This window comes from Shimia isoporae, assembly GCF_004346865.1.
Lineage (GTDB): Bacteria > Pseudomonadota > Alphaproteobacteria > Rhodobacterales > Rhodobacteraceae > Shimia > Shimia isoporae.
In genome coordinates this window covers 415,451-441,507 of the sequence record NZ_SMGR01000001.1, presented here as the reverse complement: position 1 = coordinate 441,507, position 26,057 = coordinate 415,451, and the positions used below count along the sequence as shown (strand labels likewise).

Genomic DNA, 26,057 nt, shown 5'->3' with positions numbered 1-26,057 from the left:
CAACCTAACCTGAGGCCTTAGACATGTGAGCAACGAACTCCGGAGCCCACATGCACGTCCTGACTGTCCTCGACCATCCTAACCCCAACGCCTTCAGCGCCGCGGCCGCACAAGCTTTCATGCGCGGTGCCCAGGCAGCAGGCCACTCAACCGAACTCGCCGACCTGAACGCGGAGGGGTTCAACCCGCTGTGGTCACTGGCAGACATCAAAAACACGACCCCGCCGGATGTTCTTGCAGAACAGGCGCGCATCGCGCGGGCCGACGCAATCTGTCTGGTGTTCCCGTTGTTCTGGTGGGGCATGCCGGCAATGACCAAAGGTTGGGTCGACCGGGTGTTCCGGTGGGGTTGGGCCTACGACCAACTCGACGATCCCGAGACCTCCCTGCAACGCGCCCGAAGCGGCGTTTTGCTGGTCCCTGCGGGCGGGCGGTCTGACGAAATCAAAAACGAAGGCTACCTCGAAGCACTCGAAACCGCGTGGATCAAGGGAACATTCGGCTATTTCGGATTGTCTCCCCGCAAATTGGAAGTGTTGTACGGCGCCACAGGGTCGGATGCCCGCCGTGCCGCGCTGCTGGAGCAAAGCTACAAAATCGGGTTTACGCTGGCCTCACCAAACGACGGGTGCGCCTGAATAATCAAAGAACCCGCCGGTATCGCCCGCGTCCAACCCGTTCAGCACATCAAGCAATCGCGTCGCACTTTCCTCCGCCGAGAGCTTCTCCCGACCCGAAAAACCAGCGGTAAAGGATGTTTCCACCGTGCCCGGATGCAGCGCGACACAGACCGCCTGCTTGTGCGTCCGCGCCAATTCTATCGCCCCTGTGTGCACGATCTGATTTAGCGCCGCCTTACTGGCCCGATAGGAATACCACCCCCCCGCGCGATTATCGCCAATCGACCCAACCCGTGCCGACAGCACTGCGAAAACGCCACGCTGGGCGCGTGCCAGCAACCTCGGCGCGTGGCGCAATACAAGCGCCGGTCCGATGGCATTGATCGCAAACTGTTCCGCGAGTTCCGCCGCGGAAACCTCTTTCAGCGACTTTTCCGGCCGTTCCCGCGTGCTGACCAATGCACCTGTCGCCACGAATATGAGGTCGAAGACATCATCAAGCGCCGCAATTTGTTCCTCAGCTGCGTCCGGACTTAACAGGTCGAAGCCGGTTCGCGCCCGCGAAAGGCCGACAACATCGGCGCCGCGCGCGTGCAAAACCTCTGCCACCGCACCGCCAATCCCGCCACTGTCTCCAATCACCAATGCCCGCATTCCGACCTCCCCGCTGTCTGTCAGATACGCATGGGCGGTCCCATCGGATCGTCCGTTAGGTACGACAACCACGCGGGACCGGCCAACTTTCGCGGCCCAAACCAGCCTGCGCAAAATTCCCCTTCCCATTTACCAAACGGCATGTATAAATCCCGCCCATGATCAAAACCACACATATCGCACTGACCGAGCGCCTACCGGCGCCGTTTGCGCGTGGCATTGACCTACTCCTAATCCGCCTCTGAGCGCGGCCTCTCCGGCGCGCGTGCTCAGAGGACATGATTACGCGCCGCACTTCCGCGAACCGAGATTAGGAACCACATCATGCACAAAATAAATCTATCGGAGAAACTTTCGCAGTTTTCCTCGCATTGGGACCCCCATGTCGTTGCCAGCTACAACGACAACGACGTGATGGTTGTAAAATTTCAGGGTGAATTTCCGTTTCACAAGCACGACAACACAGATGACTTTTTTCTGGTGATCGACGGCTCTGTGACCATGGAATACGACAACGCCCCGTCCGTCACCTTTGGGCCGGGCGAACTATTGATCGTGCCTCAAGGCCAAATCCACCGCCCCCGCGCGGAGACCGAAGCCAAGGTGCTTCTGATTGAGCCAAAGGGCGAAGCAAACACAGGGGATAGCGGCCATGCGCCCGCCCCGAAACCGCATATCTGACAGGAAAAAACAATGACACAAGACCGCGTAGTTATTTTTGACACCACCCTCCGTGACGGCGAGCAAAGTCCCGGCGCGACCATGACTCACGACGAGAAACTCGAAATCGCCGAGATGCTCGACGATATGGGTGTCGACATCATCGAAGCTGGCTTCCCGATCGCGTCGGAAGGCGACTTTGCTGCCGTTTCCGAAATCGCACAGCGCTCCAAGAATTCCCGTATCTGTGGTCTGGCACGCGCCAATTTCGCTGACATCGACCGCTGCTGGGAAGCCGTCAAGCATGCGGAACAGAACCGCATTCACACGTTCATCGGCACCTCACCGCTGCACCGCGCCATTCCAAACCTGACTATGGACGAGATGGCAGACAAAATTCACGAGACGGTGACACATGCCCGTAACCTCTGTGACAACGTGCAGTGGTCTCCGATGGACGCCACCCGCACCGAATGGGACTATCTCTGCCGCGTGATTGAAATCGCCATCAAGGCCGGTGCCAGCACGATCAACATCCCCGACACGGTTGGCTACACCGCCCCGATGGAAAGCGCCGATCTGATCAAAAAGCTGATCGAAACCGTTCCGGGCGCAGATGAGGTGATCTTCGCCACCCATTGCCACAACGACCTCGGCATGGCGACAGCCAACTCTCTGGCCGCGGTGGCAGGTGGCGCACGTCAGATCGAATGCACGATCAACGGCCTTGGCGAGCGCGCCGGCAACACCGCACTCGAAGAAGTCGTCATGGCGCTCAAGGTGCGCAACGACATCATGCCGTGGACCACCGGCATCGACACCAAAAAGCTGATGAACATCTCCCGTCGCGTGGCAACGGTGTCGGGCTTCCCCGTCCAGTTCAACAAAGCCATCGTCGGCAAGAACGCCTTTGCGCATGAAAGCGGCATCCATCAGGACGGTATGCTCAAGAACAAGGAAACCTTCGAGATCATGCGTCCCGAAGATGTAGGACTTGCCGGCACATCCCTGCCGCTCGGCAAACACTCAGGCCGCGCCGCGCTGCGCGACAAGCTCGAGCAGCTCGGCTTTGAAGTGGGCGACAACCAGCTCAAGGACATCTTTGTGCGTTTCAAGGAGCTGGCCGACCGTAAGAAAGAGGTCTTTGACGACGACATCGTCGCCCTTGTGCGCGTCGGAGACGGCGAGGATGAGGACGACCATCTCCAACTTGTCAGCATGAAAGTAACCTGCGGCACCGGCGGCCCTGCCGAAGCCACAGTCGAAATGGAGATCGATGGCAAAGACGTTACTGCGGTCAGCGAAGGCGACGGCCCCGTGGACGCCACCTTCAAGGCAATCCGGATGAATTATCCGAATGCCGCGCATCTGGAACTCTATCAGGTGAGCGCCGTGACCGAAGGCACCGATGCGCAGGCCACAGTGTCTGTACGTCTCGAAGAGGATGGCATCATCGCCACCGGCCAATCGGCCAACACCGACACGGTTGTGGCATCTGCCAAAGCCTACATCCATGCGCTCAACCGCCTGATCGTGCGTCGCGGCAAGGTCGGCGAAGGGGCTGACGCCAAAGAGATTTCCTACAAGGATCTCGCCTGAATCGACAAAAGGCCGCCTCCGGGCGGCCTTTTCTTTTGCCCCGTTAAAGGGCACGCCCAACCCTGGGTGCGCGTTTTTTTCACAGAGAATATCGTCGAGATGCGCGCCCGTTGAGGCAGGTCACACGCGACCCGGTGGGCTTCGCCCTTGATTCCGCGCCAAACACTCCCCATTCCTATTGCCCATGAGCACCACGCCTGATCTCACTGCCGTCTGGTCTGCCTACCGCGACCGGCTCAAGGCCTTTCTGCGCGCCCGCGTGTCAAATCCGGACGACGTCGACGATCTGTTGCAGGATATCTCAATCAAGGTGTTCACAGGGCTGCCAAACCTGCACGACGAGACAAAACTCAAACCGTGGCTTTTCCAGACCGCAAATCGCGCGATCATCGATCATTATCGCCGCGCCGGCCGCGCAGCCCCACAGGCCGACGAACTCTGGTACGCACAGGACGACCCTGTCCTGCGCCACGATCTGGAGGCCTGCGTTGCACCGTTCATCAAGGCTCTGCCTGACGACGCTGCTGCGCTCCTGACCGCAATTGACCTTAACGGCGTGTCACAACGCGACTACGCGTCTGCGCAGGACATCCCCTATTCCACCCTGAAATCCCGCGTCACCAGGGCCCGCGCGGACTTGCGAACGCTGTTCGATGCCTGCTGCAAATTCACGATGGACACCCGTGGCAACCTTTCCGAAATGGAATTGAAATCAAACGGTTGCCGCAAATGCTGAAAAAAGTTTGAAATTCCTGTCGTCTTTTTCCCGCGTCCCCCGTCTTACCCTGTGAAAGACATCAAAAGGACGCCTCAAATGATCAAGATCGTCAGCTTTACCATCTGCCCCTTCGTGCAACGCGTCACCGCGCTGCTCGAAGCCAAACAGATGCCCTATGAAATCGAATTCATCTCGCTTGCAGACAAGCCACAGTGGTTTCTCGACCTGTCCCCCACCGGGCAGGTGCCCATGCTCGTCACCGACAGCGGCACCGCGCTCTTCGAAAGTGATGCCATCGTGGAATACATCGACGAAATCTCCGCTCCGTTGCAAGCGGCCCTCACCCCGGAGGATCGTGCCCTGAACCGCGCATGGTCTTACCAAGCCTCCAAACACTATCTCGTACAGTGCGGGACAATGTCTTCCAAAGACCCCGCGACCTTTGGAGAGCGCAGTCGCAAACTCACCGCCGCCTTCGCCAGAGCCGAGGCCCAGTTGGGTGATGGACCGTTTTTCGGAGGAGACACCCTCGGCAACGTGGATATCGCATGGTTGGTGCTCCTGCACCGCGCGCACATCGTGGAACAGCATTCCGGCCACGACATGCTGGCAGAGTTTCCCAAAGTGAAGCGCTGGCAACAGGCCTTGATGGAAACCGGCATTCCCCAAAAATCTGTCGCGGCTGAATTCCTGGACAGGTTCAGCAATTTCTACCTGAGCGACGCAACATGGCTCGGACGCGGTGCGAACCGCAATCAATCTCCCTGCCAACCGGCGAAAGCCTCCGGCGGCGGGTGCTGCGGCTGAATGCAAAAGGCCGCCCAATCACTGGGCGGCCTTTCAACCCGCTTTCAACCTGACCGACGCAGGCTCAGAATTTGCCGTTCTCGTGCGCCATTTCCGCAGGGATGTCTGAAACCACATCCCAGTGTTCGACAATCTTGCCGTCTTCAACGCGGAACAGGTCGAAGAACGCCATCGGCACGCCCCCCATCGATCCTTCCGAGGCTGCAAAGACAAAGTTGCCTTCGGCCACGACCATATGCACCGTGTCATAAGTGAACATCTGCCCCGCCGCGCTCAACTGCGCAATCGCGGCGCCCAGCCCCTCAAGTCCGTTTCCAATTTGCGGATTGTGCTGCACATAAGTCTCGGCAGAGATGTAGTCCGCAATCTTGTCGACTTTGCCGCCCATGAACACGTCGCTCAGCATGCCCTGCACCAACGCCTTGTTCTGCGCCGTCTTCTCCAGATCCATAATCTCGACAGCGCCATCCACCATCGAATTGCCGTTGGCTGTCTGAGCTGCAGGCACCGCCGGTTGCAGGTTGTCCCAGTGTTCCACGACCTTGCCGTCCTTCACGCGAAACACGTCAAACGCAATCACCGTGTCGGCGCCGATGATTTGTGCATTGCTGAACGTGGAATGCAGCACAACCAGATCACCCTCTGCAATCACCCGATGCGTTTCCGCCTGAAACCCGCTCTGTTCCAGCGCCGGCACAAAACCGACAATCGCCGCCGCCCCCGTAGGCACCGCCGGATTGTGCTGGATATAACCCGGATCGAGCAATGCTGTCGCCGCCTCGGGGTCAAAGCTTGAGAACAAGGCAGTGGCCAACTGGATGACAATTTCCTTCGCGGACATGAGTTTTCCCTCTCTTTTTGCAAACTCTGCCGAACTAGGTATTGTTTTCGCACCTAGTGTCAATTACGCACTAATTTGACACCAACGACGCCACACACAACCAGGTATCCTGAAAGGAACCACCATGACCGCGCTGACCGCCAAGACCGACAACGACAAAGCCACCTGCCCGATCCGCTCGGTGCTGGCCAACGTCATGGGCAAATGGAGCTCGCTGATCCTGCTGGTTCTGGAACACGGTCCACAGCGTTTCTCTGCAATCAAACGCATTCTGGGTGACATCACCCAGCGCGTACTGACGGAAAACCTGCGCTCTCTGGAGGCTGACGGGTATATCACCCGCCGCGTGGAACCCGGCCCGCCGATCGAAGTTCACTACGAGTTGACCGATATCGGCGCGGAGTTTGTGGCCCGCTACAAACCTTTGGTGAACTGGGCCCTCACGCGACGCGAAGACGTTTATGCAGCGCGCATCGACTACGCCGAACGCACCGCAAAATAAGCCTCAGCCGATCACCATATCGCCCGCCAAACCAAGCGCGAAGCCCGCCACAGCCCCAAGCGCAGGCGACCATGTGCCTTTCTCATAGGCCTCCGGCGCGATGTCCTGAAAGATCAGATAGAGAATGCCGCCTGCGGCAAAGATCATGATCGCCCCCAGCGTTTCCGGATCGCTGGACAGGAAATGGAACCCAAGCGCCGCACACAGCGGGCCAAGCCCCGCAAGTCCGACAAAGATCGCAAGCACCACCCAGCCCGGCACCTTGCCATGCGCCCAGATGTCCCGGAACGCGCCAAACCCTTCCGGCAGGTTTTGCAAAAACATCATCGCGGCCAGCAACTTGGCCGTCGCCGCTTCGGTCACCAACAAAGCACCAAGCGCCATGGCTTCCGGCAGAAAGTCCAGCAGCATCGCCAATAGCAACGCGCCACTTCCTCCGGCCTGCGCCAGCAGCTTGTCGACGAGATAGAAGGTCAGACCGCCACCGACCAACAATGGCACCGCCAGAACCACCGGTAGGGCTTCGGCCCCTTTTGGCACCAACACCAAAGCAACCGCGGACAACAGGGCGCCACCGCCAAATGCCGTCACACTCTTGACGACCCGCGCCTCAACTCTTGCATTGCGGATGTGTTCAATCCGCGCCAGCACGCCTCCCAAAGGCATCGCCAATCCCGCGAACAGCGCCAACAACAAAGCTGAGGTCAAAGCATCCATACTGAGAACCTAGGACAGCCAACGTCAGCACGCGAGCCTTAAGCGGCAGACGGCATCAAAAACACGCGTTTCGCCAGCTCACTGCCAAGCCGGTCCCCGTCGTAAAGCCCGCTCAGAACATTCTTGTCCAGCACCTCGGGAAAAGCCTGCACGAAAGCAGGGAAGTCGCCGTCAAATCCCGCCATGCGTTCTGCAATCAGACTCATGAAAGCGTAAGTGATTGTCAGATTGAACTTGTCGTGTGCGCCCGCGCGTTCTGCGATTGCCCGAATGCCTTTGGCATACTTCGCTGCCGCATCGATGAACTCATATTCTCTCAGCAACGCAAACGCAGCCAAGACGTGCTCCCGGTGATGAAAACAAGACGCGTCAATTGTCAGCGTTTCAAAACCCAGGAGGATCTCAGCAACACTTGAATCGTCTGTCGTCATCTCCGGTCTCCGATTTGTGGCTGTCTGACGCCGTCCATTCAAGATCATAGACCTCCTTGAGCTGCGCAATCTTGGCCTGCGTACTTTCCGAGAAAGGCGCTTTGCCCTCGAACGCATGCAGCGCCATTCCTTCGATCAGGTCACCCAGCGACATGTCCAGATGTTCAGCAAGTCCTTTGAGAACCTTCAGAAGGCGTTTCTCAATCCGGACGCCAGTTTGTACGCGTTCGATTCGATCTGTCATGCGTCATATTTAGGTACCTTGGTACCAATTATCAATACCGACGCGATACCGACGCTTTGCAGACGTTCCGCAGACAACAAAAAAGGCGGTTCCCGGGGAACCGCCTTTCCAAAAACCCAGCGCCAACGCCCGGTGATCAGTTCATGTTGCTTTCGGCAAGCACCTGACCATCCTTTCGCACCACTACCCCGCAGGCAGGAATACGCTGCCCGTCGTGCGTGACATCCCCTGCGTCATAGTTGATCAAGAACTCCAGATCACCCAGCATTCGCCGGCGCAATCCTTCCGGCATCGGATGCGTCTCAAACTCCCCGGCCTCTGACACCAGTCCCACGATCCGGTCAAACAACGTTTCATCCGGGAACCCGCCGAGATACCAGCGATTACGCTCCGCCATCAAAACCAGCGCGCCGTTTTCCAATGAAAGCAATGGCTTGGCGGAACCGGAAAGCCGTTCACACCAGTGATCCACAGTGCCGCCCCCAACAACGGCCATCCCCGCATGCGGCGGTAGACTTTCAATCAATTCCACACGCGCATCAAGTCCAGGTACGCCGGGGCGTCCACCTTCGGGAATGCGGAACTCGGTTGTAATCGCCCCTGTTCGCGGCCCCAGAACGCCGATCGCCCCTGCGTCATCAATCGCCTCGACCAACGAAGGCTCCAGTGTCGCCAATCCCGGTGCAAACACAGCCCTGTAGCCCGCAAAATCACGGCAATCGCTGTTCACGATATCCACCGACAATCCCGCGCGGCGCAACGCGCGGTATGTTGCAAATGTCAGACGGAAATAGTCAAATCCCGCCCCCTGCGGCTGGGTGTGCCAAGCCCAGTCAGACGCGTAGTCAAACACGATCGCCACAGGCGACTGTGAACTCTCAACATCATCAAAAGCCTTAACAATATCAGCCACCTGACGCGCCTCGGCCATGCCGGGTGCCTCTCGTCCGTCAGGAGTCTGTAGACCCGCATGCATCATCTCTTGCGCCATCGGCGCCTGTCGCCAACGGAAATAGCTGACAACTTCCGCGCCATGCGCAAATGCCTCAAGTGACCAAAGCGCCACCATCCCCGGAAGTGGGGCCGGATTGAATGGCGCCCAGTTCACAGGACCCGGCTGTTGCTCCATAACCCACCAGCGGCCTTTCCCCACGGCCCGATAAAGGTCGTGATGAAACGCCTGCATATCCGGATCCCCCTGTCGAAGGAACCGTGCCTTGTGGTCGTCTGACGCCTCCAAGCGGTCCGAAAGGAACCCGATCGGATAACTGTCCCAGCTGGCGATATCGAGATCCGCACCAACATCAAAATGGTCGAACTCCAGAATGCGCCCCATGTAGTTGTGTATCAGCGGCATGTCCGTGTTTTCGCGCAGGATGTCAGCCTGAACCTTGTTGAAACGCACAACCTGATCCGAGGAGAACCGTCGGAAGGCCAGAACATGGCTCGGGTTGGGTTCTGTGACTGTCAGGTTCGGCAAGTCGATGTCTTCAAAGGAAAAATACTCCATCGACCAAAAGATATTACCCCACGCCTCGTTGAGTGTGTGGATGGTCCCGTATTTGTCCCGACACCATTTCTGAAAGGCGATTTTCGCCGGCTCGGAATAGCTGATAATGGTGTCGTGACAGCCGTATTCATTGTCCGTCTGCCACGCAGCAATGTGCCGGTTTCGACCATAGCGCTCCGCGACGATGCGTGTGATTCTGGCGCTTTCCTCGCGATACCCGTCGTGGCTGAAGCAATAATGCCGACGTGAACCGAACTTGCGCGGATTGCCGCTTTCATCAACGGCCAGCATGTCGGGATGTTTGTCGATCATCCAACGGGGCGGTGTGGCTGTCGGGGTGCCTAGAATAACCTTCAAGCCAGCCCCGCCAAGCACGTCGATGGCACGATCCAGCCACTCCAAGGTCAACTTGCCCGGCACTGCCTCCATGCGGCTCCAGGCGAACTCGCCAATACGCACCCATTTGATGCCGGCCGCCACCATATCCGCAGCATCTTTGGCCCACATGTCCTCGGGCCAGTGTTCGGGGTAATAACACACCCCAAGGTCCTTACTCATAGGATCACCTTATGCTCGGCCTGCCCTTTGGCGACCGCTTCTTCCATGAAAACCATTCCGTTTTCCGGTTCTTTCTCAAGCACTTCCGCCGACACCCCTTCAGCCGCCGTAGTGCAAAATAACGTCGTTAGGTCGGCGCCACCGAAGGCCGGACAGGAGGTGTGTCGTCCGCCGAACTCCACTGCACGCACAAACTGTCCGCTCTCGTCATAAGCCGCTACACGGCTGGCACCCCATTGTGCGATCCAGATATTGCCTTCCGCGTCGATCACCGCCCCATCAGGGTTCAATCCTTCTGCCTTGGTATCAACATGCACAGCGGCGTCGCCTTCCGGCCAGCCATCCTCACCAAGAGCCCAGCGCATTACCTGACCTGTCAGGGTGTCCGTGTAGTGTGCCCACTTGCCGTCCGGCGAAAAGCAGATGGCGTTGGTAATTGTGACGTCCGACACCAGTTTGCGAAGCGCACCACGAAAGTACCGATAGATAGCGCCTGCACCGGCCTCGGCGCTTTTGCCCATCGTCCCGATCCAAAAGCCTCCGTAAGGGTCTGCGCGGCCATCATTGGATCGTGTCACCGGATTGTCCGCCTCAAGCGCAACAAGGTATTCCTGTTCACCGCTCGCTAGGTCAAATGTCCAGAGCGCCGTCTCGCTTGCGATCAACAGCGTGTCGCGATCAATCCAGCCGGCAGCAGACACATGTTCGTCAAAATCCCACTCGAGCGGCTCTCCATTCTCACGGGTTTTCAACTTTTTCCCAATGATATCAAACCAGAACAGCTGCTGCCGCTCCGGATGCCAGAGCGGACCTTCTCCCAGTTCGCAAACGCGGTTGTCATAAACCGTACTCATGGAAGCACCTTGTCATAGGCCGCAACAATAGCATCAGCCTTGGCGCGCACATCCGACACGCTCATGCCCGGTTTGTAGATTGCGGATCCGATACCGAACCCATCGGCGCTTGCATCGACCCATTGATCGAAATTCTCGGGCCCTGCGCCTCCCACGGCGTACACCTGCGTGCCCTTGGGAAGAACCGCGCGCATCGCCTTCATCCCTCCCGGTCCGGCCATGTTTCCCGGGAACAACTTCAGACCCGTCGCACCGGCTTTCAACGCGGCAAAAGCCTCGGTGGGCGTAAACACCCCTGGCCAGCTTTCCATGCCCAAATCCGCTGTCCGCGCGATGACTTCAGGGTCGTAATTTGGAGACACGATCAACTTACCGCCCGCCGCATGAACCGCTTCCACATCGCCAACGGTCAAAACAGTACCGGCCCCGATCAAAGCGCGCCCGGCGTTGTCCGCCGCCAGACGGCGAATGCTCTCAACAGCATCCGGCGAATTCAGGGGCACCTCGATCTTGGTGATGCCCGCTTTAATGATTTCATGCGCAATCGGCACAACTTCTTCGGGGGTCACCCCCCGCAATATGGCAATAATAGCCCGATCCATGGTGTCACCCCAAAAGGTTGCGCGCGGCAGTCAGCCCCGCAATGGTCATTTCCTGACAATCCGCAATCGTGGCAAAACCACCCTGCGTCTTGAGCGCTTTGGCGTAAACTTCGGACAACCCGACATCACCGATAACGGCGATGTTCTGCCCAAGCCAATACGGTCGTGCAGCAGCCAACTCTGCTCCCAACAGCAATCCCGACAAACGCGCGCGCCCAGCAGCTGCTGGCGTCGCGTTCAAGAGATCACTGGCGCGGATGCCGAAAAGTTCGGCCGCGATAGCTTCTGGCCGCGACAACGTCGTGCCAAGTCCGTCTTCAAAAGCTGCCTCGTCCCAGCCTTCACCTACCGAATGCTGCAAAACCGAAGACCCGGACAACAGGGCAAACATCTCACCCGTCATGAACGTGCGGAAACTAATCACTTCGTCCGCGCTCACATGCACCCATTTGGTGTGGGTACCAGGAAGGCAGATCACCCCGTCCCAGTTTTTGTTTTTCGCCAGAAAGCCCGCTACCTGCGTTTCCTCTCCGCGCATGACGTCCGCCGGCTTGGCTTGTTTCAGCCCCGGCACGACAAAGACGCGTACACGCGCATCCGTACCTGGCACCTGCGCGGCATTGCCTGTCAACGGCGCGCTCGGGACGGTGCCATATGGCGCCTCAACCCACCCCTGTCGGGCTCCGACCATGCCACATGCCACGACGTCCGTGACGCCAGCCCCCAGCCAACCGTCAATCAGGGTCATCAACGCCGGTCCGAACTCCGCTTTTTCAAGCTGGGACATACCTTTATCCGATTGTGCCTCTGCCAGCACAGTCTCACCATGCATGGCAAACGCACGCAGGTTCGACGTCCCCCAATCAACTGCAATCCATTCCGCCGTGACCGCCATGACTTACCCCGAAACCACGACGCCGCCGTCAACGGCCATAGTCTGCCCCGTCATCATCCGGCTTGCGTTCGACGCCAGATACAGGGTCGGATCAATCATGTCCTCGGGCTTGAGATGTTCTTTGAGGCACATCTTGTTCATGTGCTCTTCAAGTCCTTCCGGATCGGCCCAGAGGTCCAGTTGCTTCTGCGTCAGCACCCAACCGGGCGCCAGTGCATTCACGCGAATGCCGCGGGGGCCAAGCTCCCGCGCGAGAGAGCGGGTCATGCCTGTGATGCCCGCGTTTGCAGTCGTGTAAATCGGATAGCCAGCGTTGCCCATCATATAGCTGATCGAGCTGAAGTTAATCATCGCGCCACCGGCGTCCATATGACGTGCGGCTTCCTGACAGGCAAAGAAATAGGCCTTCAGGTTCACTGCCTGCATCCAATCATAGAACTCCTCGTCCACCTCATCGAGGCTGTGGCGCTTGTCATTGGCGGCGTTGTTCACCAGCACATCCAACCCACCGTGTTCTCCAACAGCCTGTTGGATCGTCTCCCGCAGACGCGCCACATCAGAGATGTCTCCCTGCATGAACAAAGGCGTTGCCCCGTGTTTGCCCTCCATCTCCGCGATGAATTCGTCAGCAGCAGACCGGCCGATAATCGCAACTTTCGCGCCCTGCGCCATGAACCCGTCGGTCAGCGCCGCGCCTATGCCGCTTGCACCGCCGGTGATATAGACAGACTTGCCTTTGAGGTCGGGAAAAATCGTTCCGGTCATCAGTGGCTCTCCCTTGTAACAGGCCGTGTATCCTTGCCGACTAGGAAATCGAGATCCGCGCCCCGATCGGCTTGAAGGACGTGATCGATATACATGCTCGCGTAACCGCGCGTGTAGTGCTTCGCAGGCTCTACCCACTCCGCAAGGCGCGCCGCAAGCTCATCTTCGCTAACAAGCAACTCAAGGACGCCGCCTTTGGCAGACACCTTGATCCGGTCACCGGTTTGCACCAAGGCAATCGGTCCACCTGCGGTGGCTTCCGGCGCCACGTGCAGGATCACGGTTCCGAAAGCCGTGCCGCTCATCCGCGCGTCGGAAATACGCACGATATCCCGCACACCTTGCTTCACCAGTTTGGCCGGTACAGGCATATCGCCCACTTCGGGCATTCCGGGATATCCCTTCGGGCCGCAGTTCTTCAAAACCAGAATACTGCTTTCATCAACGGGCAGGTCGTCGCGGTCAATGTTCGCTTTAAGCTCTTCGATGCTCTCGAACACATAGGCCTCGCCCTCATGTTCCAGCAAATGATCAGAGGCTGCCGAGGGTTTCACAATCGCGCCTCTGGGGGCGAGATTGCCTTTCAAAACACGCAGCCCCGCCGCGGGTTTACGCGGCGCATCAAAAGCGAAGATCACGTCACGGTTATAAGTCTCCGCATCCTCATAATAATGCGAAATGTCTTTGCCCATCACCGTCGGCGCGTCGCGCAACAAATGGCTAACTTCCTTCAGCACCGCAGGCACTCCGCCCGCATAGCAGAAGTCTTCCATCAGGTACTTTCCCGACGGCATGCAATTCACCAAGAGCGGAATTTCTGACCCGATCTCGAAATCACTAAGGTCCAGCTCAACGCCAACCCGCCCCGCCAACGCCAGCAGATGCATCACCGAATTTGTGGACCCACCCAGCGCCGCGTTTGCGACAATTGCGTTTTCGAAATTCTCGCGCTTCAGAACGTCGGACAGCTTCAAGTCTTCATCGACCATTTCGACAATTCGTTTGCCGGTCATATGCGCCAAGGCCATGCGACGCGCGTCGACGGCAGGCAAAGACCCGTTCATCGGCAAACTCATCCCCATAGCTTCAACCAGAGACGACATCGTCGACGCCGTGCCCATGGTCATGCAGACGCCTTTGGACCGGCTCATTCCCGATTCCGTGGCCATGAAGTCCTTGAGCGTCATATCGCCCGCCTTCACGTCCATCGCGAATTTGCGCACATCGGTACCGGAACCCAGGTCGCGTCCTTTCCACTTGCCCGACAGCATCGGACCGGAGGACACAACGATTGTCGGCAGGTCTACCGACGCAGCTCCCATCAGCTGACCGGGCGTGGTCTTATCGCATCCCCCCAACAAGACGACACCGTCCATGCCATAGGCGCGGATGCTTTCTTCCACGTCCATCGACAACAGGTTGCGAAACAGCATTGCCGTCGGTTTCATCTGGGTCTCGCCCAACGACATCACCGGGAACTCCACGGGAAATCCACCCGCATCCCAAACGCCACGTTTCACGCCTTCTGCCAACTCTCGCAGGCCAGAGTTGCACGGTGTCAGCTCCGACCACGTATTGCAGATGCCGATGATCGGCCGTCCATCAAAAGCATGATCCGGATAGCCCTGATTTTTCATCCAGCTGCGCCGGATAAAGCCATCCTTGTCCATCATGCCATACCAGTCTTCAGACCGGCGTTTCTTCGTCATTTCTTCGTTCCTTCAACGACCCACATGCGATCCGGGAAGGACCATGGCAGGATCAGACCTTGTTGCATCAGCTGTTGCCCCGAAAGGACCATTGGTCCCTCTTTCAGAGGCATCGAAGTCCGGCTCAGATGGTTGGCTTCGTCACGGTTGATCAGAGCCACTTCATAAAGTGCATCCGGGTCCAGCCCGGTCAGGCGCAGTGGGCGCGGCATGTTCTGCACACCGCTCGCCGCCTTGCCCGCAAAAACAACGAACTGCGCGCCATCGGCTGCCAATTGCATCTCCGCAATCACGCTCGGATCCGCGCTGTCGAGCCGCAGAATATCGGCCTGCATCCGCCAGTCTCGGTTGCTCTTCCACCATGCAGTTACCCGGCTCAGAACCCCGGCTTCTTCCTCGGTGAGCTCCCGAGGGTCCATTTCGAACCCCATATGCCGTTGCGCGGCGACCCATGCACGGAACCGGATGTCGTGCACCCGCCCTGATGTGTGACAATGGCGGGGGCCCACGTGCGATCCGGTAATCGCCGCCGGTAAAAACAGCGCCGCATCATGCTGAATCCGCAACCGCTCAAGTGCGTCGTTGCTATCGCTCAACCAGACCCGCTGTGTGTGCTGCAAAATTCCTGCATCGATGCGCCCGCCGCCAGAGGCACAACTCTCGATTTCCACTTGTGGGAAATCTTCCCGAAGCTGCGCCAAAAGCGCGTAAATCCCGTCGCCTTGCGCCGCGTCGGCCACCGGCAATAGACGATTGTGATCCCATTTGATGTAGTCGATGTCATGTGTCGCCAGCACCGCCGCGATCTTCTCGTAAAGATAGTCGCGCACCTCTGGGTTACCGACATCAAGCACCCGTTGCTGCCGCCCTTCGACCTGATCCGCACGTCCCAAAATCCATTCTGGGTGCGCCCGCGCCAGATCGCTGTCAAGGTTGACCATCTCCGGTTCAAACCACAGGCCAAACACCATGCCCAGCGACTTCACATGATCAATCAGCGGCGTTAGTCCGTCCGGCCATTTGCGCGGATCAATCTCCCAGTCACCAAGCGAGGACGTGTCATCATCCCGTTTGCCAAACCAACCGTCATCCAGCACAAACCGCTCGGCACCCAGCTCGACGGCCCGATCCGCGATCGCAGTCAAAGCCTCGAAATCATGGTCAAAGTAGATCGCTTCCCAGCAATTGTAATGCACGGGTCGCGACCGTTCCGGATGTGGCCACGTGACCAGCTCATCACGCAGATGCCGCTGAAACGCTACTGCGCAACCGTTCAGTCCGACTTCGGAAACCGCCAGATACACTTTGCCCGTTTCAAACTCGGTCCCCGCCGCACGTGTGCCGGTTGCGTGCCCGAATTGCACCAAACGGCGGCCATCAGGCTGTTCTTCGGCATACATAACGTGCCCGCCGGACCATCCGTAATGCATGGCAAACACCGTCCCGCGCGTGTTTGTCGCCCCGGTCTCCGGGAAATAGGCAATAGGTGGCGTTTCGTGTCCTGATCGCCCGCCCCGCGCCTCGCGCATGTGGACACCGGACCGCCACAAGGCACGCTCCATCTGGAACTCACCAATCCAGCGCCCTGAGAAATCCAGAATCTCTTCGGCGAACTGAGGCCCCGGCATCGCCGGCGCTGCAAGGTGGTGCAACGTGATTGTTTGCTCCGAAACAAGTGAGGTCGATGCCGCAATCACCGAACCCTCGACTGCAAACCGGAACGTGACCGTCAGGCCCAGATCTTCGTCGCGGCAGACAAATGTGCCGCCCTCTGCCGACACCAGTGCGAACCGCGGAAAAAGCACGCGCCCCGCGCGATACGCTTTGATGCCCGGCTGCCCCTGATAGCTGTCTCCCTCTTCGGGGCACAACGACAGCTCCGGCAAAGCATCGATCATGCCGCCTGTCACATCGCGCTTGGCCGCCGAAACAACAGCGTCCAAATCCTGCTCCAAAGGCAAGGACGGGCCCCAGTAAACGGCAACAGGAATGCGCCCGCTTGAGGCAAGAACAAGCGTCTGGCCTGGCGCATCAATGCGCCAGGCATTCGGTGTGGTTGTCACTTCACGGCTCCCAAGGTGAGACCTGCAATGAAATGCTTCTGCATCAAAAAGAACATCGCCACAGGCGGCAGCGCTGCCACGATCGAGCCCGCGCTCATCATGTGATAGGCCGCACGGAACTGCGCGTTAAAACTGGTGATACCCGCTGTGACTGGCTGACTGTCAGGGCCCTGCGTCAGAACAATCGCCCAGAAATAGTCGTTCCAGATAAAGGTAAAGATCAGCACCGACAAGGCCGCGAGAGCGGGCTTCATAAGTGGCAGAACCACATACCAAAAGATCTTGATTTCGCTCACACCTTCCACACGCGCCGCTTCGATCAGCTCATAAGGCAGCGCCCGGATAAAGTTGCGCATAAACAGCGTGCAGAACCCTGTCTGGAAAGCGATATGGAACAGCACCAAACCGGCCTTGGTGTCATAAAGACCAAGGCTCAGTGTCAGGTCGCGCACCGGCACCATCAGGATCTGGAACGGAACAAAGTTACCCGCCACAAACAGGAAGAAAATCCACAGGTTTGCCCGGAACTTGTACACGCCCAGCGCAAAGCCGGTCATCGAACTCAGCGCAACCGCGCCAATCACCGTGGGAATGGTGATCATGAATGAGTTCAGCAGATACTGCGGCATGTCGGAGTTGAAAAACACCTGACCGTAGTTGTTGAATCCTTCGAAACTTGACGGAACGCCCCAGTAGTTACCGGCCGTGAAATCCGCATCCGGCTTGATCGAGAAGAGCGCGACTGCCAGCAAAGGCGCCAGCCAGAAGAGCAGAGCCACAGGCAGCAAGGACTTGTAGGCAAACTGTGCGCCCGCGGATTGTTTTTCTATCGGTTTGGGAAACATCTCAGTGCCCCTTCTCTTCGCGATACATCGACCACAGGAAGTAGGCGATGAAGCACATCATGATCATGAACAGCACCACGGCGATGGCCGCGCCATAGCCCATGCGGAAGCCGTATTCTGAAAGAGCCACCTCGAACATGTAGTAGGCCAGCACGCGCGAGCTGCCGAACGGCCCGCCTTCGGTCATGATCGACACAAGGTCAAACGAACGCAGCGCGCCGATGATGGTCACAACAAAGGCAATAAAGGTCGCGGGGCGCAGTTGCGGCAGAATAATATGCCACAACATCCGCAGCCCCTTCGCGCCATCAAGACGCCCGGCTTCGATTTGTTCGGGATCCACGGCATTCAGACCGGTGAGATACAGGATCATGCAATAGGCCGTCTGCGGCCAAAGACCGGCAACGATGATGCCATAGGTCACAAGGTTTTCGTCACCCAGCACGTTCACGGGGCCAAGGTTCACCCAGGCCAGCATCGTGTTCAAAAGGCCAAACGACGGGTTGTAGAACCAGCTGAACACAAGGCCGACCACCACTTGCGAAATCACAAAGGGGAAGAAAAACAGCGACTTGTAGATTCGGATGCCCCGCACAGTCTGGTTCAGGAAGAGCGCTATGAAGAGGCCGGCAGGGATCGCCAGCAAATACATAAACAGCCAGATCACGTTGTTCTTGAGCGAGATGAAGAACGCGTCGCGATCGACATACTCCCAGTACAGCTGCTCATAGTTGCTCAGGCCCACGTATTCCGCCTGCCCCAGCCCGTCCCACTCATACAAAGAGAGGTTAAACGACTGGAAAATCGGAATAATCACGTAGACGGCAAAGAAAAGAATACCCGGCGCCAGGAAAATCCAAGGCGCTATTTTCTGCTGGTTTTTGTGGAACCAGCTTTCGGTTTCAGGAATATCGGAAGCAACGGTCATTAAATCTGCCCGGGATTTGAGGGGGACAAGGCGGGGAAGTCCCCGCCCTGTCGAATTAAGGGATGGCCGGCGACGCAATGGCCGCCGGCAAAAGCCTTACTTGTAGATGCGCTCGCGAGCGCGCTCCAGCTTGGACAGGATCTTGTCGAGGTTGTCCGGCTTGACCATGAACTCCTGGAAGCCTTCCATGGATACCTTCGCCATTTCCGCCGGTGCATCACGGTCCCAGAACTGGGCCACGCCGCCGGTGGAATTGGTGGACAGCATCTGGAAGCCCTGCTGAAGGAACTTGTCGTCATCAACCGAGGAACCCGCGTTCACAGGCAGCTGGCCCAGGTTCTTGCCATTGTTGATGATGGTCTGCTCTTCCGGCGAAGTTGCAAAGCGCAGGAATTCACGTGCGGCTTCTTTGTTCTTCGCGTTGGCCGGGATGTGGAAGGTATCGGTCGGTGCATCTTCCGACAGTTCTACGTCCGGGTTGATCTTCACGAACTGGTAGAAGTCCAGCTGGTCGTCGGTCAGGCCTGCTTCGCGCAGCGGTGCCACTGCGAAGTTGCCCATCAGGTAAGCTGCGGCTTCGCCTTTGACCATGAACGGCAGAGCTTCCTGCCAGCTGTAAGTCTGGTGGTCAGCAATAAAGCCGCCCATGTCGATCAGCTCTTTCCAGTTCATGAAAGTCTGCTTCACGCGGTCGTCAGTCCAAGCAACTTTGCCTGCCGCCAGATCCATGTGGAAGTCAAAGCCGTTGGTGCGCATGTTCAGGTAGTCGAACCAGCCGCCGGCAGTCCACAGGTACTTGGTACCAATGGTGTAGCAGGCGCGGCCAGATTCAACGATCTTGGCGCAGTTTGCTTTTTCTTCGTCCCAGGTCATCGGCTCGGAAAGACCCAGTTCGGCGAAGATGTCTTTGCGGTAGTAAACGCCCCACTGATAGTAGGTGTAGGCAACGCCCCACTGCTTGTCATCAATGGTCAACGCACCTTTTGTGGATGCCAGACCTTCCGCGATCGCCGGCTCTGCATAGAGGTCGGAGACGTCTTCAAACAGACCTGCTTCCACATAGGGACGCATACGGTTTGCCGCATACCAAGTAGCAACGTCCGGTGCATCAGCAGTCAGGAAGTTACGGATCTGGGTTTTGTAAGCCTCGCGATCGATCACCGTGGTTTCGATGTTCAGATCTGGGTGCTTCTCTTGGAAACGACCGATCATCGCTTCCATGGTGGCGCGCGGCGCCGGGTTCGACGTGTCCAGGAAAATGGTCAGGTCGCCGGTCAGCTCAGCAGATGCCGGAACGGCAAACGCCGATGCAACCGCTGCTGCGGCTGCGGTGGTTTTCATTTTGGAAAGCATTGTGTCCTCCCTGTGCTCCAAAATTATGCAAGTTTTGGTTCCATTATTTGAAACCGCGTTTTACATATTGAAAACTACACATCGACTCGGTTAGCTTGTCAACAGATTCCTGAGCGGAAGCTTGGGAGACGGAGGAGAAAACTCACCCATGTCAGGGGACGGAACAGTCGGCAAAGCACTTGATGTGCTTGACCAGGTCGCTGCATTCGAGCGGCCGGTGCGCTTTGGCGAATTGCAGGACCACAGCGCCTACCCCAAGGCGACGCTCTACCGATTCCTGCAAACCCTGACCAATCAGGGCATGCTGTCCTACGATTCCGACCGCCAAACGTATTCCCTTGGAATGCGCCTCGTGCGGTTGGCGCATGCGGCATGGACAACGTCGTCTCTGGCCCCGATCGCGCGTCCACATCTGGATGCGTTGAGCGCGGAAACAGGCGAAACCGTGCACCTCGCACAGCTCGATTCGTCGCAGGTCCTCTATGTGGACAAGCGAAACGCGCGCCAACCCGTCGAGATGTATTCACAGGCCGGCAAGGTTGGCCCCGCCTATTGCACTGGTGTTGGCAAGGCGATGATGGCCTTTCTAGACGAGGCTGAATTAGATCGAACAATTCAGCAGCAAAGCTTCCACCGGTTTACACCAACCACATTGGCCTCTGAATCGGACCTGCGCGACGAACTCGCCAATATCCGCGCGCGCGGCTACGGTTTTGACCGCGAAGAACACGAACCCGGCATCGTCTGCGTGGCTGTGCCGATCCTGACCGAAAACGGCCGTATGCTTGGCGCGCTTTCGGTCACCGGCCCCACCAGCCGGACCTCACTTGAACAACTCGAAGACTGGGCCCCGCGCGTGATCGACACCGCGACCCGCATTGGGCGCGAAGCGCAAGCTTGGCGGTTCCCGGAAACACGAACGGAAAAGGTAACGACATGACAGGTGTAACGCTGCAAGGGGCCATCAAACGCTATGGCGAAACCCAGGTTATCCACGGCATCGACCTTGAAATCGAAGACGGCGAGTTTTGCGTTTTTGTCGGCCCGTCGGGCTGCGGCAAGTCCACGCTTTTGCGCATGATTGCGGGCCTCGAAGAAACAACCGAAGGCAGCATCAATATTGGCCAACGTGATGTGACCCACGTCGACCCCGCCAAACGCGGAGTGGCAATGGTGTTCCAGACTTACGCGCTCTATCCGCACATGACAGTGGCCGAAAACATGGGTTTCGGCCTGCGTATGAACGGCCACCCGAAGGAAGAGATCGAGGAAAAGGTCGCCAAGGCCAGCTCGATCCTGAAACTGGATCAATACCTCGCCCGCAAACCCAAGGCGCTTTCCGGGGGGCAACGTCAACGCGTCGCCATCGGACGTGCCATTGTGCGCGGCCCCGAAGTCTTCCTTTTTGACGAACCTCTGTCCAACTTGGACGCCGAACTGCGTGTCGAAATGCGCGTGGAAATCTCCCGCCTCCACCAAGAGATCGGCGCCACGATGATCTACGTGACCCACGATCAGGTCGAAGCCATGACCATGGCCGACAAGATCGTCGTGCTGCGGGATGGGCGCATCGAACAAGTCGGGGCACCACTCGATCTGTACCGCAACCCGGACAACAAATTCGTAGCCGGCTTCATCGGCTCGCCGTCCATGAATTTCCTTGAGTGCGACGTGGTCGATGGGAAATTGGTGCACCCCGCTTTCGGCGCACCGCAAACATCACCCGTCAAATTGCCCGAAGGCATGTCCAAAGTCACCGTTGGCATGCGTCCGGAGCACATCGAACTCAACCACGATGCGGACGAACTGACCATCAACCTGACCGAGGCCCTCGGTGGCGTAAGCTATTGCTACCTCACGACAGGAGGCGGAGAGCAACTGATTGTAGAAGAACGTGGCGACTCGCGGAGCCCTGAAGGTGAAAAAGTAGGACTTCAGGTTGCAACCGAACGACTGTTCCTGTTTGACAGCGACACAGGCCTGCGCCTTCGGTGACACGGGACTTCCCGGCGCCCGTCCCTCCAAAGGATCCTGGTTCACGATCACCCCATGATCTTCCAGATCAAAGACGGACTCCGATCGGCAGAAGTCGAAAGGAAAGGCCCGCCAGAACGGCGGGCCTTCTTGCATTTAGAGTTTCAAAAAACACCGGCCCTTACGCCGCGATGGTGACCTCGCCGGCAAGCGCGGCCGTGAATGTGATGTCTGGTGCATCATTCAGCGTGTTCTGCGCCCATGTTACGGATCCACCCGCATCAAGGATTCCAGTGGCCTCGCCAAGGTCAAGCACACTCATCACGCGCAAGCCATGCGGATTGACGGCCGAATTCTCGTACCAATCCTCCAAATCATCCGCCGAAACGTCGTCTTCGCTGCCGGCTGGCCCCTGCACGACGAAATATGTCGTCGAGCGATACACATTTCCGGCGTCCTCTTGATCTTCTTCAACGCGGATCAGGAATACCGGCCCGTCTGAACGGTCCGGAACCACGATGGTCAGACTGTCATCCACATCCTGAAAGTCGATCACACCGGCGTTCTCCTGAAATTCGGACGGACTCTCTGGAGCTTGATATGCTGTAAGGTTCAACTGAATAACATCCGCTCCATCTTCTTGAAGCGCCCCAAGTGCGTCCACGCCACCGCTGACGTTCTGTGCGGCCCCGACAGTGATCGTGTCATCACCTTCACCAGCATCTATCGTGATTTCTCCAACCTGCGCTGCATTCACCAAGATGACGTCATCCGCCGCGGTGCCCACGAATGTGCCCCCCACGGGCACATCTGTCACGTTATCACTGGACCAGTCAAAAGAGTGTACCCGAACGGTCTCATCATCCAGATAGTCAAGATCGTCGGAAACAGCGATCGCGCCAATAAAATCGCCTTCCTCTTCAAGTTCGAAAATCGAAATCGGCGCATCCGTGACTATGTCCACCGCTTCCGCACGGCTGTCCCACATTGAAACCGGACCGACGCCATCCGCCCAAGGCTCGGGATTGTGACCTTCCTGTCCCAAATCCCAACTCGCCAATTCCTGCATATCGTAAATCTCTTCAAGGTCATCGATTGTATAGAAGCGAGACCCGCTGCCATCTTCGGGCAGGCCATCACGGCTGTCAGGAAACTCGACGCCTTCCGGAACCAGATACAACGTAAGGCTAAAACTATTGGCCGTCCCGTGTCCGGAACCGCTCCCTACGTAATACTCAGACGCCAATTTCAATGCTACGAGCGATCCGGTTTCGTCTTCGCCCAACTCGACAGTTACTGACCCATCTTCGTTTTCGATGACCGATGCACCAAGGTCGGGCTCCTCTGGTGTTTCAGGCTCTTTTGGAATTTCAGGTTCTTCCGGTTCATCTAAGATGTCCGGCGCATCCGAGACTTCAGGCTCATCAGCTTCTTCCCTTCCGTCAGGAGAATCGTCGTCGTCATCGACCAAACTCCACACCGCTGCACCGGATAATAATCCCAATCCGATCAAAGCCGCCAAAATCATCTTGTCACCCAATACATCCGCCTGCGCTCAGGCGGCTCCCTCAAAAGTAGAAAAAATATTAACCAATACCCTATTAAAAATTGAGTTCAAAATAAGTCAAAAAATGGCAGAGCCAAATAGCTCTGCCAGATATAAAAGGTAAAACGACGGTTTAGGCGCGCATGTTTGCACCGTTGGCATCATAGACCGGCGCGCCCTGGACTTCCGCGCGTTTCATTTCACCAAGGATTTCGACATCAAGAACCGTGCCTGCGGCTGCATGTTCGCTGGCCACATACGCCATCGCCATGGATTTGCCCACGTGGTGCGCGTAACCGCCTGACGTGATATACCCGATGGCCGCACCGTCTACCAAAACGGCCTCATCCAGCGTCACGTCGATCTCGGTATCGATCACCAGCGTCACCAGCTTGCGGCCCACGCCCTCGTCCCGCGCCGCTTCCGTCGCTGCTTTGCCTACAAAGTCCTTTTTCCAGTTTATGAAGACGTCCATTCCCGCCTCAACGGCGTTGAAGTCCGGCCGGAATTCGAGCCCCCATGCGCCCCATCCCTTTTCGAGCCGCAAACTCATCAACGCGCGGTTGCCATACCAGCAATACCCCAGATCGGCCCCGGCCTCTTCAATCGCTTCGGCAAGGCGGATCAGGTATTGCGGGCGGCAGTAGATTTCAAAGCCAAGTTCCCCTGAAAAGCTAATCCTGTTCAGCACAACCGGAACTCCGCCGACATAGGTTTGACGACAATCCCGGAACTTCATCCCGTCAGCAGACACATCCTCCCGCGTAATCCGGCTGAGCAACTCGCGCGACTTCGGGCCGGACAAAGCGATCCCGTGCCAGCTTTCGGTCTCGTTGGTGTGTTCCACATCCTCGGGCAATGTCTTGGCGAAAAAGCGCGAATGGGCGTCCTGCATGGCCCCTGATCCGAACAGCATGAAATGCTCCTCTCCCAGACAGGCCACAGTCAAATCCCCATATAGCCGCCCTTTTTCCGTCAACATCGGCGTCAACGTCATCCGTCCCGGCTTGGGAATAAACCCTGCCATCGTCGTGTTCAGCCAATCGCGGGCACCAGGCCCCTTGATGACATGCTTGGCAAAGTTCGCCACCTCAATGCCACCAACCCCTGAACGCACGGCTGCGCATTCTCGGGCCACATAGTCGTGGCTCCGGTTGCGCTCGAACGTCGGGTCCTCATGCGCGTCTTCGGGACCGTCCGCGAACCAAAGCACATGCTCCAACCCAAAGGACTGCCCCATTCTGCCACCTTTGGCGACCAATCGGTCATACAGCGCGGTGGTCTGCTGCCTGCGACCCTTCGGCAGGGTTTCGTTCGGGAAGGTCATCACAAACCGGCGTTCATAATTCTCCGTCGATTTCACGGTACCCCAATCCGGCGTTGCCCATTTTCCAAAGCGTGCAACGTCCATGGCCCAGACATCAATCGACGGCTCCCCGTCGATCATCCACTCCGCCATGGTGAGACCAACGCCTCCGCCCTGACAGAAACCAGCCATAACGCCGACAGCACACCAATAATTGGTCATACCCGGTACGGGCCCGATCATCGGGTTGCCGTCAGGCCCGAATGTGAACGGCCCGTTGATTGCGTCCTTGATCCCCGCGTTCGCCAACGCCGGAATACGCTCAAAACCCAGTTCGAGCCGATCCGCGATATGCTCGAGATTTGGCGGCAAAAGCTCATGGCCAAACGTCCACGGCGTTCCGTCGACTTTCCACGGCACGCCTACTGGTTCGTAGGTTCCCAACAACATCCCCTCGCGCTCCTGCCGGAAATAGATGTTGGCCTCGTAGTCTATCCCGCATGGAAGCCGGGAGCCGAAATTGGCAATTTCATCGATCTTCTCGGTGATCAGATAGTGGTGCTCCATTGGTTGCACCGGCAGGTTCAGCCCGCCCATGTGCCCCACCTCGCGCGCCCAAAGCCCGCCACAGTTCACCACGTGCTCGGCGATAATCACTCCCTTGGGCGTTGTCACATCCCATGAGCCGTCCGCGCGCTGCTCGGTTTTGGTTGCGGGTGTATGAGTGAAATACTGCGCCCCAAAAGTGCGCGCTGCCTTGGCAAAGGCATAAGTCGTTCCGCTTGGATCTAGATCACCGTCCTGATCATCCCACAACGCCGCATAGTAGTGCTTTGGATCGATCAAGGGATGGCGTTCCGCCAATTCCTTGGGGCTGATCCATTCTTGCTGAAGCCCCATATAACGCGCCTTGGAACGTTCTCGTTTGAGGTAGTCGTGCCAAGTCTTGTTTGACGCAAGATAGAAGCCGCCTGTCATGTGCAGCCCAACCGAATGCCCCGACAATTCTTCGATCTCTTTGTAAAGACCGATGGTGTAGCTCTGAAGGCGCGAGATATTTGGATCGGAACTGATTGTGTGAATTTGCCCGGCCGCGTGCCAACTCGACCCTGACGTCAATTCGTCACGTTCGAGCAAGACCGCATCCTTCCAACCGAACTTTGCCAGATGAAACAGGATCGAGCAGCCCACGACTCCGCCGCCAATGATGACCACTTTGGCGTGACTTGGCAGCTGTTTGCCTTGCGCGCCCTCTTTGATGACTTCAGGCATCTCAGCCCTCCCCGTTCTTTAAGACCTGTTCATGTTTGTTGCCCCGGAACCGACACTGATACCGACGCTATACCGACGTTTTGC

General features: G+C 57.7%; 25 protein-coding genes. 8 read left to right on the top strand and 17 right to left on the bottom strand.

Annotation, left to right across the window (positions count from 1 at the left end):
- The first annotated feature begins 50 nt into the window (after positions 1-50).
- Positions 51-638, top strand: a complete 588-nt coding sequence (locus BXY66_RS02190) for an NAD(P)H-dependent oxidoreductase (RefSeq protein ID WP_132858541.1) — start codon at positions 51-53, stop codon at positions 636-638.
- On the opposite strand, the gene BXY66_RS02185 is transcribed toward BXY66_RS02190, so the two are convergent.
- Positions 615-1,274, bottom strand: a complete 660-nt coding sequence (locus tag BXY66_RS02185) for an SDR family NAD(P)-dependent oxidoreductase (RefSeq protein WP_132858540.1) — start codon at positions 1,272-1,274, stop codon at positions 615-617. The genes BXY66_RS02190 and BXY66_RS02185 overlap by 24 nt on opposite strands.
- Before the next feature lie 324 nt (positions 1,275-1,598).
- On the opposite strand from BXY66_RS02185, the gene BXY66_RS02180 reads away from it, so the two are divergent.
- The 4 genes from BXY66_RS02180 (at position 1,599) to BXY66_RS02165 (ending at position 5,058) form a co-directional block, all read left to right on the top strand.
- Positions 1,599-1,955, top strand: coding sequence for a cupin domain-containing protein (locus tag BXY66_RS02180; RefSeq protein WP_132858539.1), 357 nt, complete (start codon positions 1,599-1,601; stop codon positions 1,953-1,955).
- A 12-nt stretch (positions 1,956-1,967) separates the two neighbouring features.
- Entirely contained in the window at positions 1,968-3,533 is a 1,566-nt protein-coding gene (locus BXY66_RS02175) for a 2-isopropylmalate synthase (protein ID WP_132858538.1), read from the top strand.
- A gap of 184 nt (positions 3,534-3,717) precedes the next feature.
- Complete coding sequence (locus BXY66_RS02170; RefSeq protein ID WP_132858537.1) at positions 3,718-4,269, top strand: sigma-70 family RNA polymerase sigma factor; 552 nt, start codon at positions 3,718-3,720, stop codon at positions 4,267-4,269.
- A gap of 78 nt (positions 4,270-4,347) precedes the next feature.
- A complete protein-coding gene (locus tag BXY66_RS02165; protein WP_132858536.1) occupies positions 4,348-5,058 on the top strand; it encodes a glutathione S-transferase family protein in 711 nt (236 codons plus the stop codon).
- A 64-nt stretch (positions 5,059-5,122) separates the two neighbouring features.
- Here the strand turns inward: BXY66_RS02165 and BXY66_RS02160 are convergent, their stop codons facing one another.
- Positions 5,123-5,899: a nuclear transport factor 2 family protein gene (locus BXY66_RS02160; protein ID WP_132858535.1), complete on the bottom strand. Its 777-nt coding sequence runs from the start codon at positions 5,897-5,899 to the stop codon at positions 5,123-5,125.
- Positions 5,900-6,023: 124 nt separating this feature from the next.
- Here BXY66_RS02160 and BXY66_RS02155 point away from each other — a divergent pair, with 124 nt between their 5' ends.
- Positions 6,024-6,401 carry a winged helix-turn-helix transcriptional regulator gene (locus BXY66_RS02155; RefSeq protein ID WP_132858534.1) on the top strand — a complete coding sequence of 126 codons (378 nt, stop codon included), beginning with the start codon at positions 6,024-6,026 and terminating at the stop codon, positions 6,399-6,401.
- Positions 6,402-6,404: 3 nt separating this feature from the next.
- Here the strand turns inward: BXY66_RS02155 and BXY66_RS02150 are convergent, their stop codons facing one another.
- The 13 genes from BXY66_RS02150 to BXY66_RS02090 form a co-directional block, all read right to left on the bottom strand.
- Positions 6,405-7,118, bottom strand: a complete 714-nt coding sequence (locus BXY66_RS02150) for a ZIP family metal transporter (RefSeq protein ID WP_132858533.1) — start codon at positions 7,116-7,118, stop codon at positions 6,405-6,407.
- A 38-nt stretch (positions 7,119-7,156) separates the two neighbouring features.
- Positions 7,157-7,549 (bottom strand): hypothetical protein, encoded by a 393-nt coding sequence (locus BXY66_RS02145; protein WP_132858532.1) that lies wholly within the window; start codon positions 7,547-7,549, stop codon positions 7,157-7,159.
- The gene (locus BXY66_RS02140; RefSeq protein ID WP_132858531.1) at positions 7,521-7,793 is read right to left on the bottom strand and encodes a hypothetical protein; all 273 of its coding nucleotides are present in this window, start codon (positions 7,791-7,793) and stop codon (positions 7,521-7,523) included. The genes BXY66_RS02145 and BXY66_RS02140 overlap by 29 nt, the downstream gene beginning before the upstream one ends.
- A 136-nt stretch (positions 7,794-7,929) precedes the next feature.
- Positions 7,930-9,861, bottom strand: coding sequence for a beta-galactosidase (locus BXY66_RS02135; protein WP_132858530.1), 1,932 nt, complete (start codon positions 9,859-9,861; stop codon positions 7,930-7,932).
- Positions 9,858-10,715, bottom strand: coding sequence for an SMP-30/gluconolactonase/LRE family protein (locus BXY66_RS02130; protein WP_132858529.1), 858 nt, complete (start codon positions 10,713-10,715; stop codon positions 9,858-9,860). The genes BXY66_RS02135 and BXY66_RS02130 overlap by 4 nt, the downstream gene beginning before the upstream one ends.
- Positions 10,712-11,317, bottom strand: a complete 606-nt coding sequence (locus tag BXY66_RS02125) for a 2-dehydro-3-deoxy-6-phosphogalactonate aldolase (protein WP_132858528.1) — start codon at positions 11,315-11,317, stop codon at positions 10,712-10,714. Before BXY66_RS02125 ends, BXY66_RS02130 begins: the two co-directional genes overlap by 4 nt.
- A gap of 4 nt (positions 11,318-11,321) precedes the next feature.
- Positions 11,322-12,212, bottom strand: coding sequence for a 2-dehydro-3-deoxygalactonokinase (locus BXY66_RS02120; RefSeq protein ID WP_132858527.1), 891 nt, complete (start codon positions 12,210-12,212; stop codon positions 11,322-11,324).
- A 3-nt stretch (positions 12,213-12,215) separates the two neighbouring features.
- Positions 12,216-12,977: an SDR family NAD(P)-dependent oxidoreductase gene (locus BXY66_RS02115; protein ID WP_132858526.1), complete on the bottom strand. Its 762-nt coding sequence runs from the start codon at positions 12,975-12,977 to the stop codon at positions 12,216-12,218.
- Positions 12,977-14,686 carry an IlvD/Edd family dehydratase gene (locus BXY66_RS02110; protein WP_132858525.1) on the bottom strand — a complete coding sequence of 570 codons (1,710 nt, stop codon included), beginning with the start codon at positions 14,684-14,686 and terminating at the stop codon, positions 12,977-12,979. Before BXY66_RS02110 ends, BXY66_RS02115 begins: the two co-directional genes overlap by 1 nt.
- Complete coding sequence (locus BXY66_RS02105; protein ID WP_243694275.1) at positions 14,683-16,749, bottom strand: alpha-galactosidase; 2,067 nt, start codon at positions 16,747-16,749, stop codon at positions 14,683-14,685. The genes BXY66_RS02110 and BXY66_RS02105 overlap by 4 nt, the downstream gene beginning before the upstream one ends.
- Positions 16,746-17,594: a carbohydrate ABC transporter permease gene (locus BXY66_RS02100; protein ID WP_132858524.1), complete on the bottom strand. Its 849-nt coding sequence runs from the start codon at positions 17,592-17,594 to the stop codon at positions 16,746-16,748. The genes BXY66_RS02105 and BXY66_RS02100 overlap by 4 nt, the downstream gene beginning before the upstream one ends.
- Position 17,595: 1 nt before the next feature.
- The gene (locus BXY66_RS02095) at positions 17,596-18,522 is read right to left on the bottom strand and encodes a carbohydrate ABC transporter permease (RefSeq protein ID WP_132858523.1); all 927 of its coding nucleotides are present in this window, start codon (positions 18,520-18,522) and stop codon (positions 17,596-17,598) included.
- A gap of 96 nt (positions 18,523-18,618) precedes the next feature.
- Entirely contained in the window at positions 18,619-19,875 is a 1,257-nt protein-coding gene (locus BXY66_RS02090; protein WP_132858522.1) for an ABC transporter substrate-binding protein, read from the bottom strand.
- Between the two features lie 148 nt (positions 19,876-20,023).
- On the opposite strand from BXY66_RS02090, the gene BXY66_RS02085 reads away from it, so the two are divergent.
- Together BXY66_RS02085 and BXY66_RS02080 are read left to right on the top strand one after the other, a co-directional pair.
- A complete protein-coding gene (locus tag BXY66_RS02085; protein WP_132858521.1) occupies positions 20,024-20,815 on the top strand; it encodes an IclR family transcriptional regulator in 792 nt (263 codons plus the stop codon).
- A complete protein-coding gene (locus BXY66_RS02080) occupies positions 20,812-21,870 on the top strand; it encodes an ABC transporter ATP-binding protein (RefSeq protein WP_132858520.1) in 1,059 nt (352 codons plus the stop codon). The genes BXY66_RS02085 and BXY66_RS02080 overlap by 4 nt, the downstream gene beginning before the upstream one ends.
- A 160-nt stretch (positions 21,871-22,030) precedes the next feature.
- On the opposite strand, the gene BXY66_RS02075 is transcribed toward BXY66_RS02080, so the two are convergent.
- Together BXY66_RS02075 and BXY66_RS02070 are read right to left on the bottom strand one after the other, a co-directional pair.
- Positions 22,031-23,389, bottom strand: a complete 1,359-nt coding sequence (locus tag BXY66_RS02075) for a hypothetical protein (RefSeq protein WP_132858519.1) — start codon at positions 23,387-23,389, stop codon at positions 22,031-22,033.
- A gap of 139 nt (positions 23,390-23,528) precedes the next feature.
- On the bottom strand, positions 23,529-25,973 hold the full coding sequence (locus BXY66_RS02070; RefSeq protein WP_132858518.1) for a GcvT family protein: 2,445 nt from the start codon (positions 25,971-25,973) through the stop codon (positions 23,529-23,531).
- Positions 25,974-26,057: the final 84 nt, after the last annotated feature.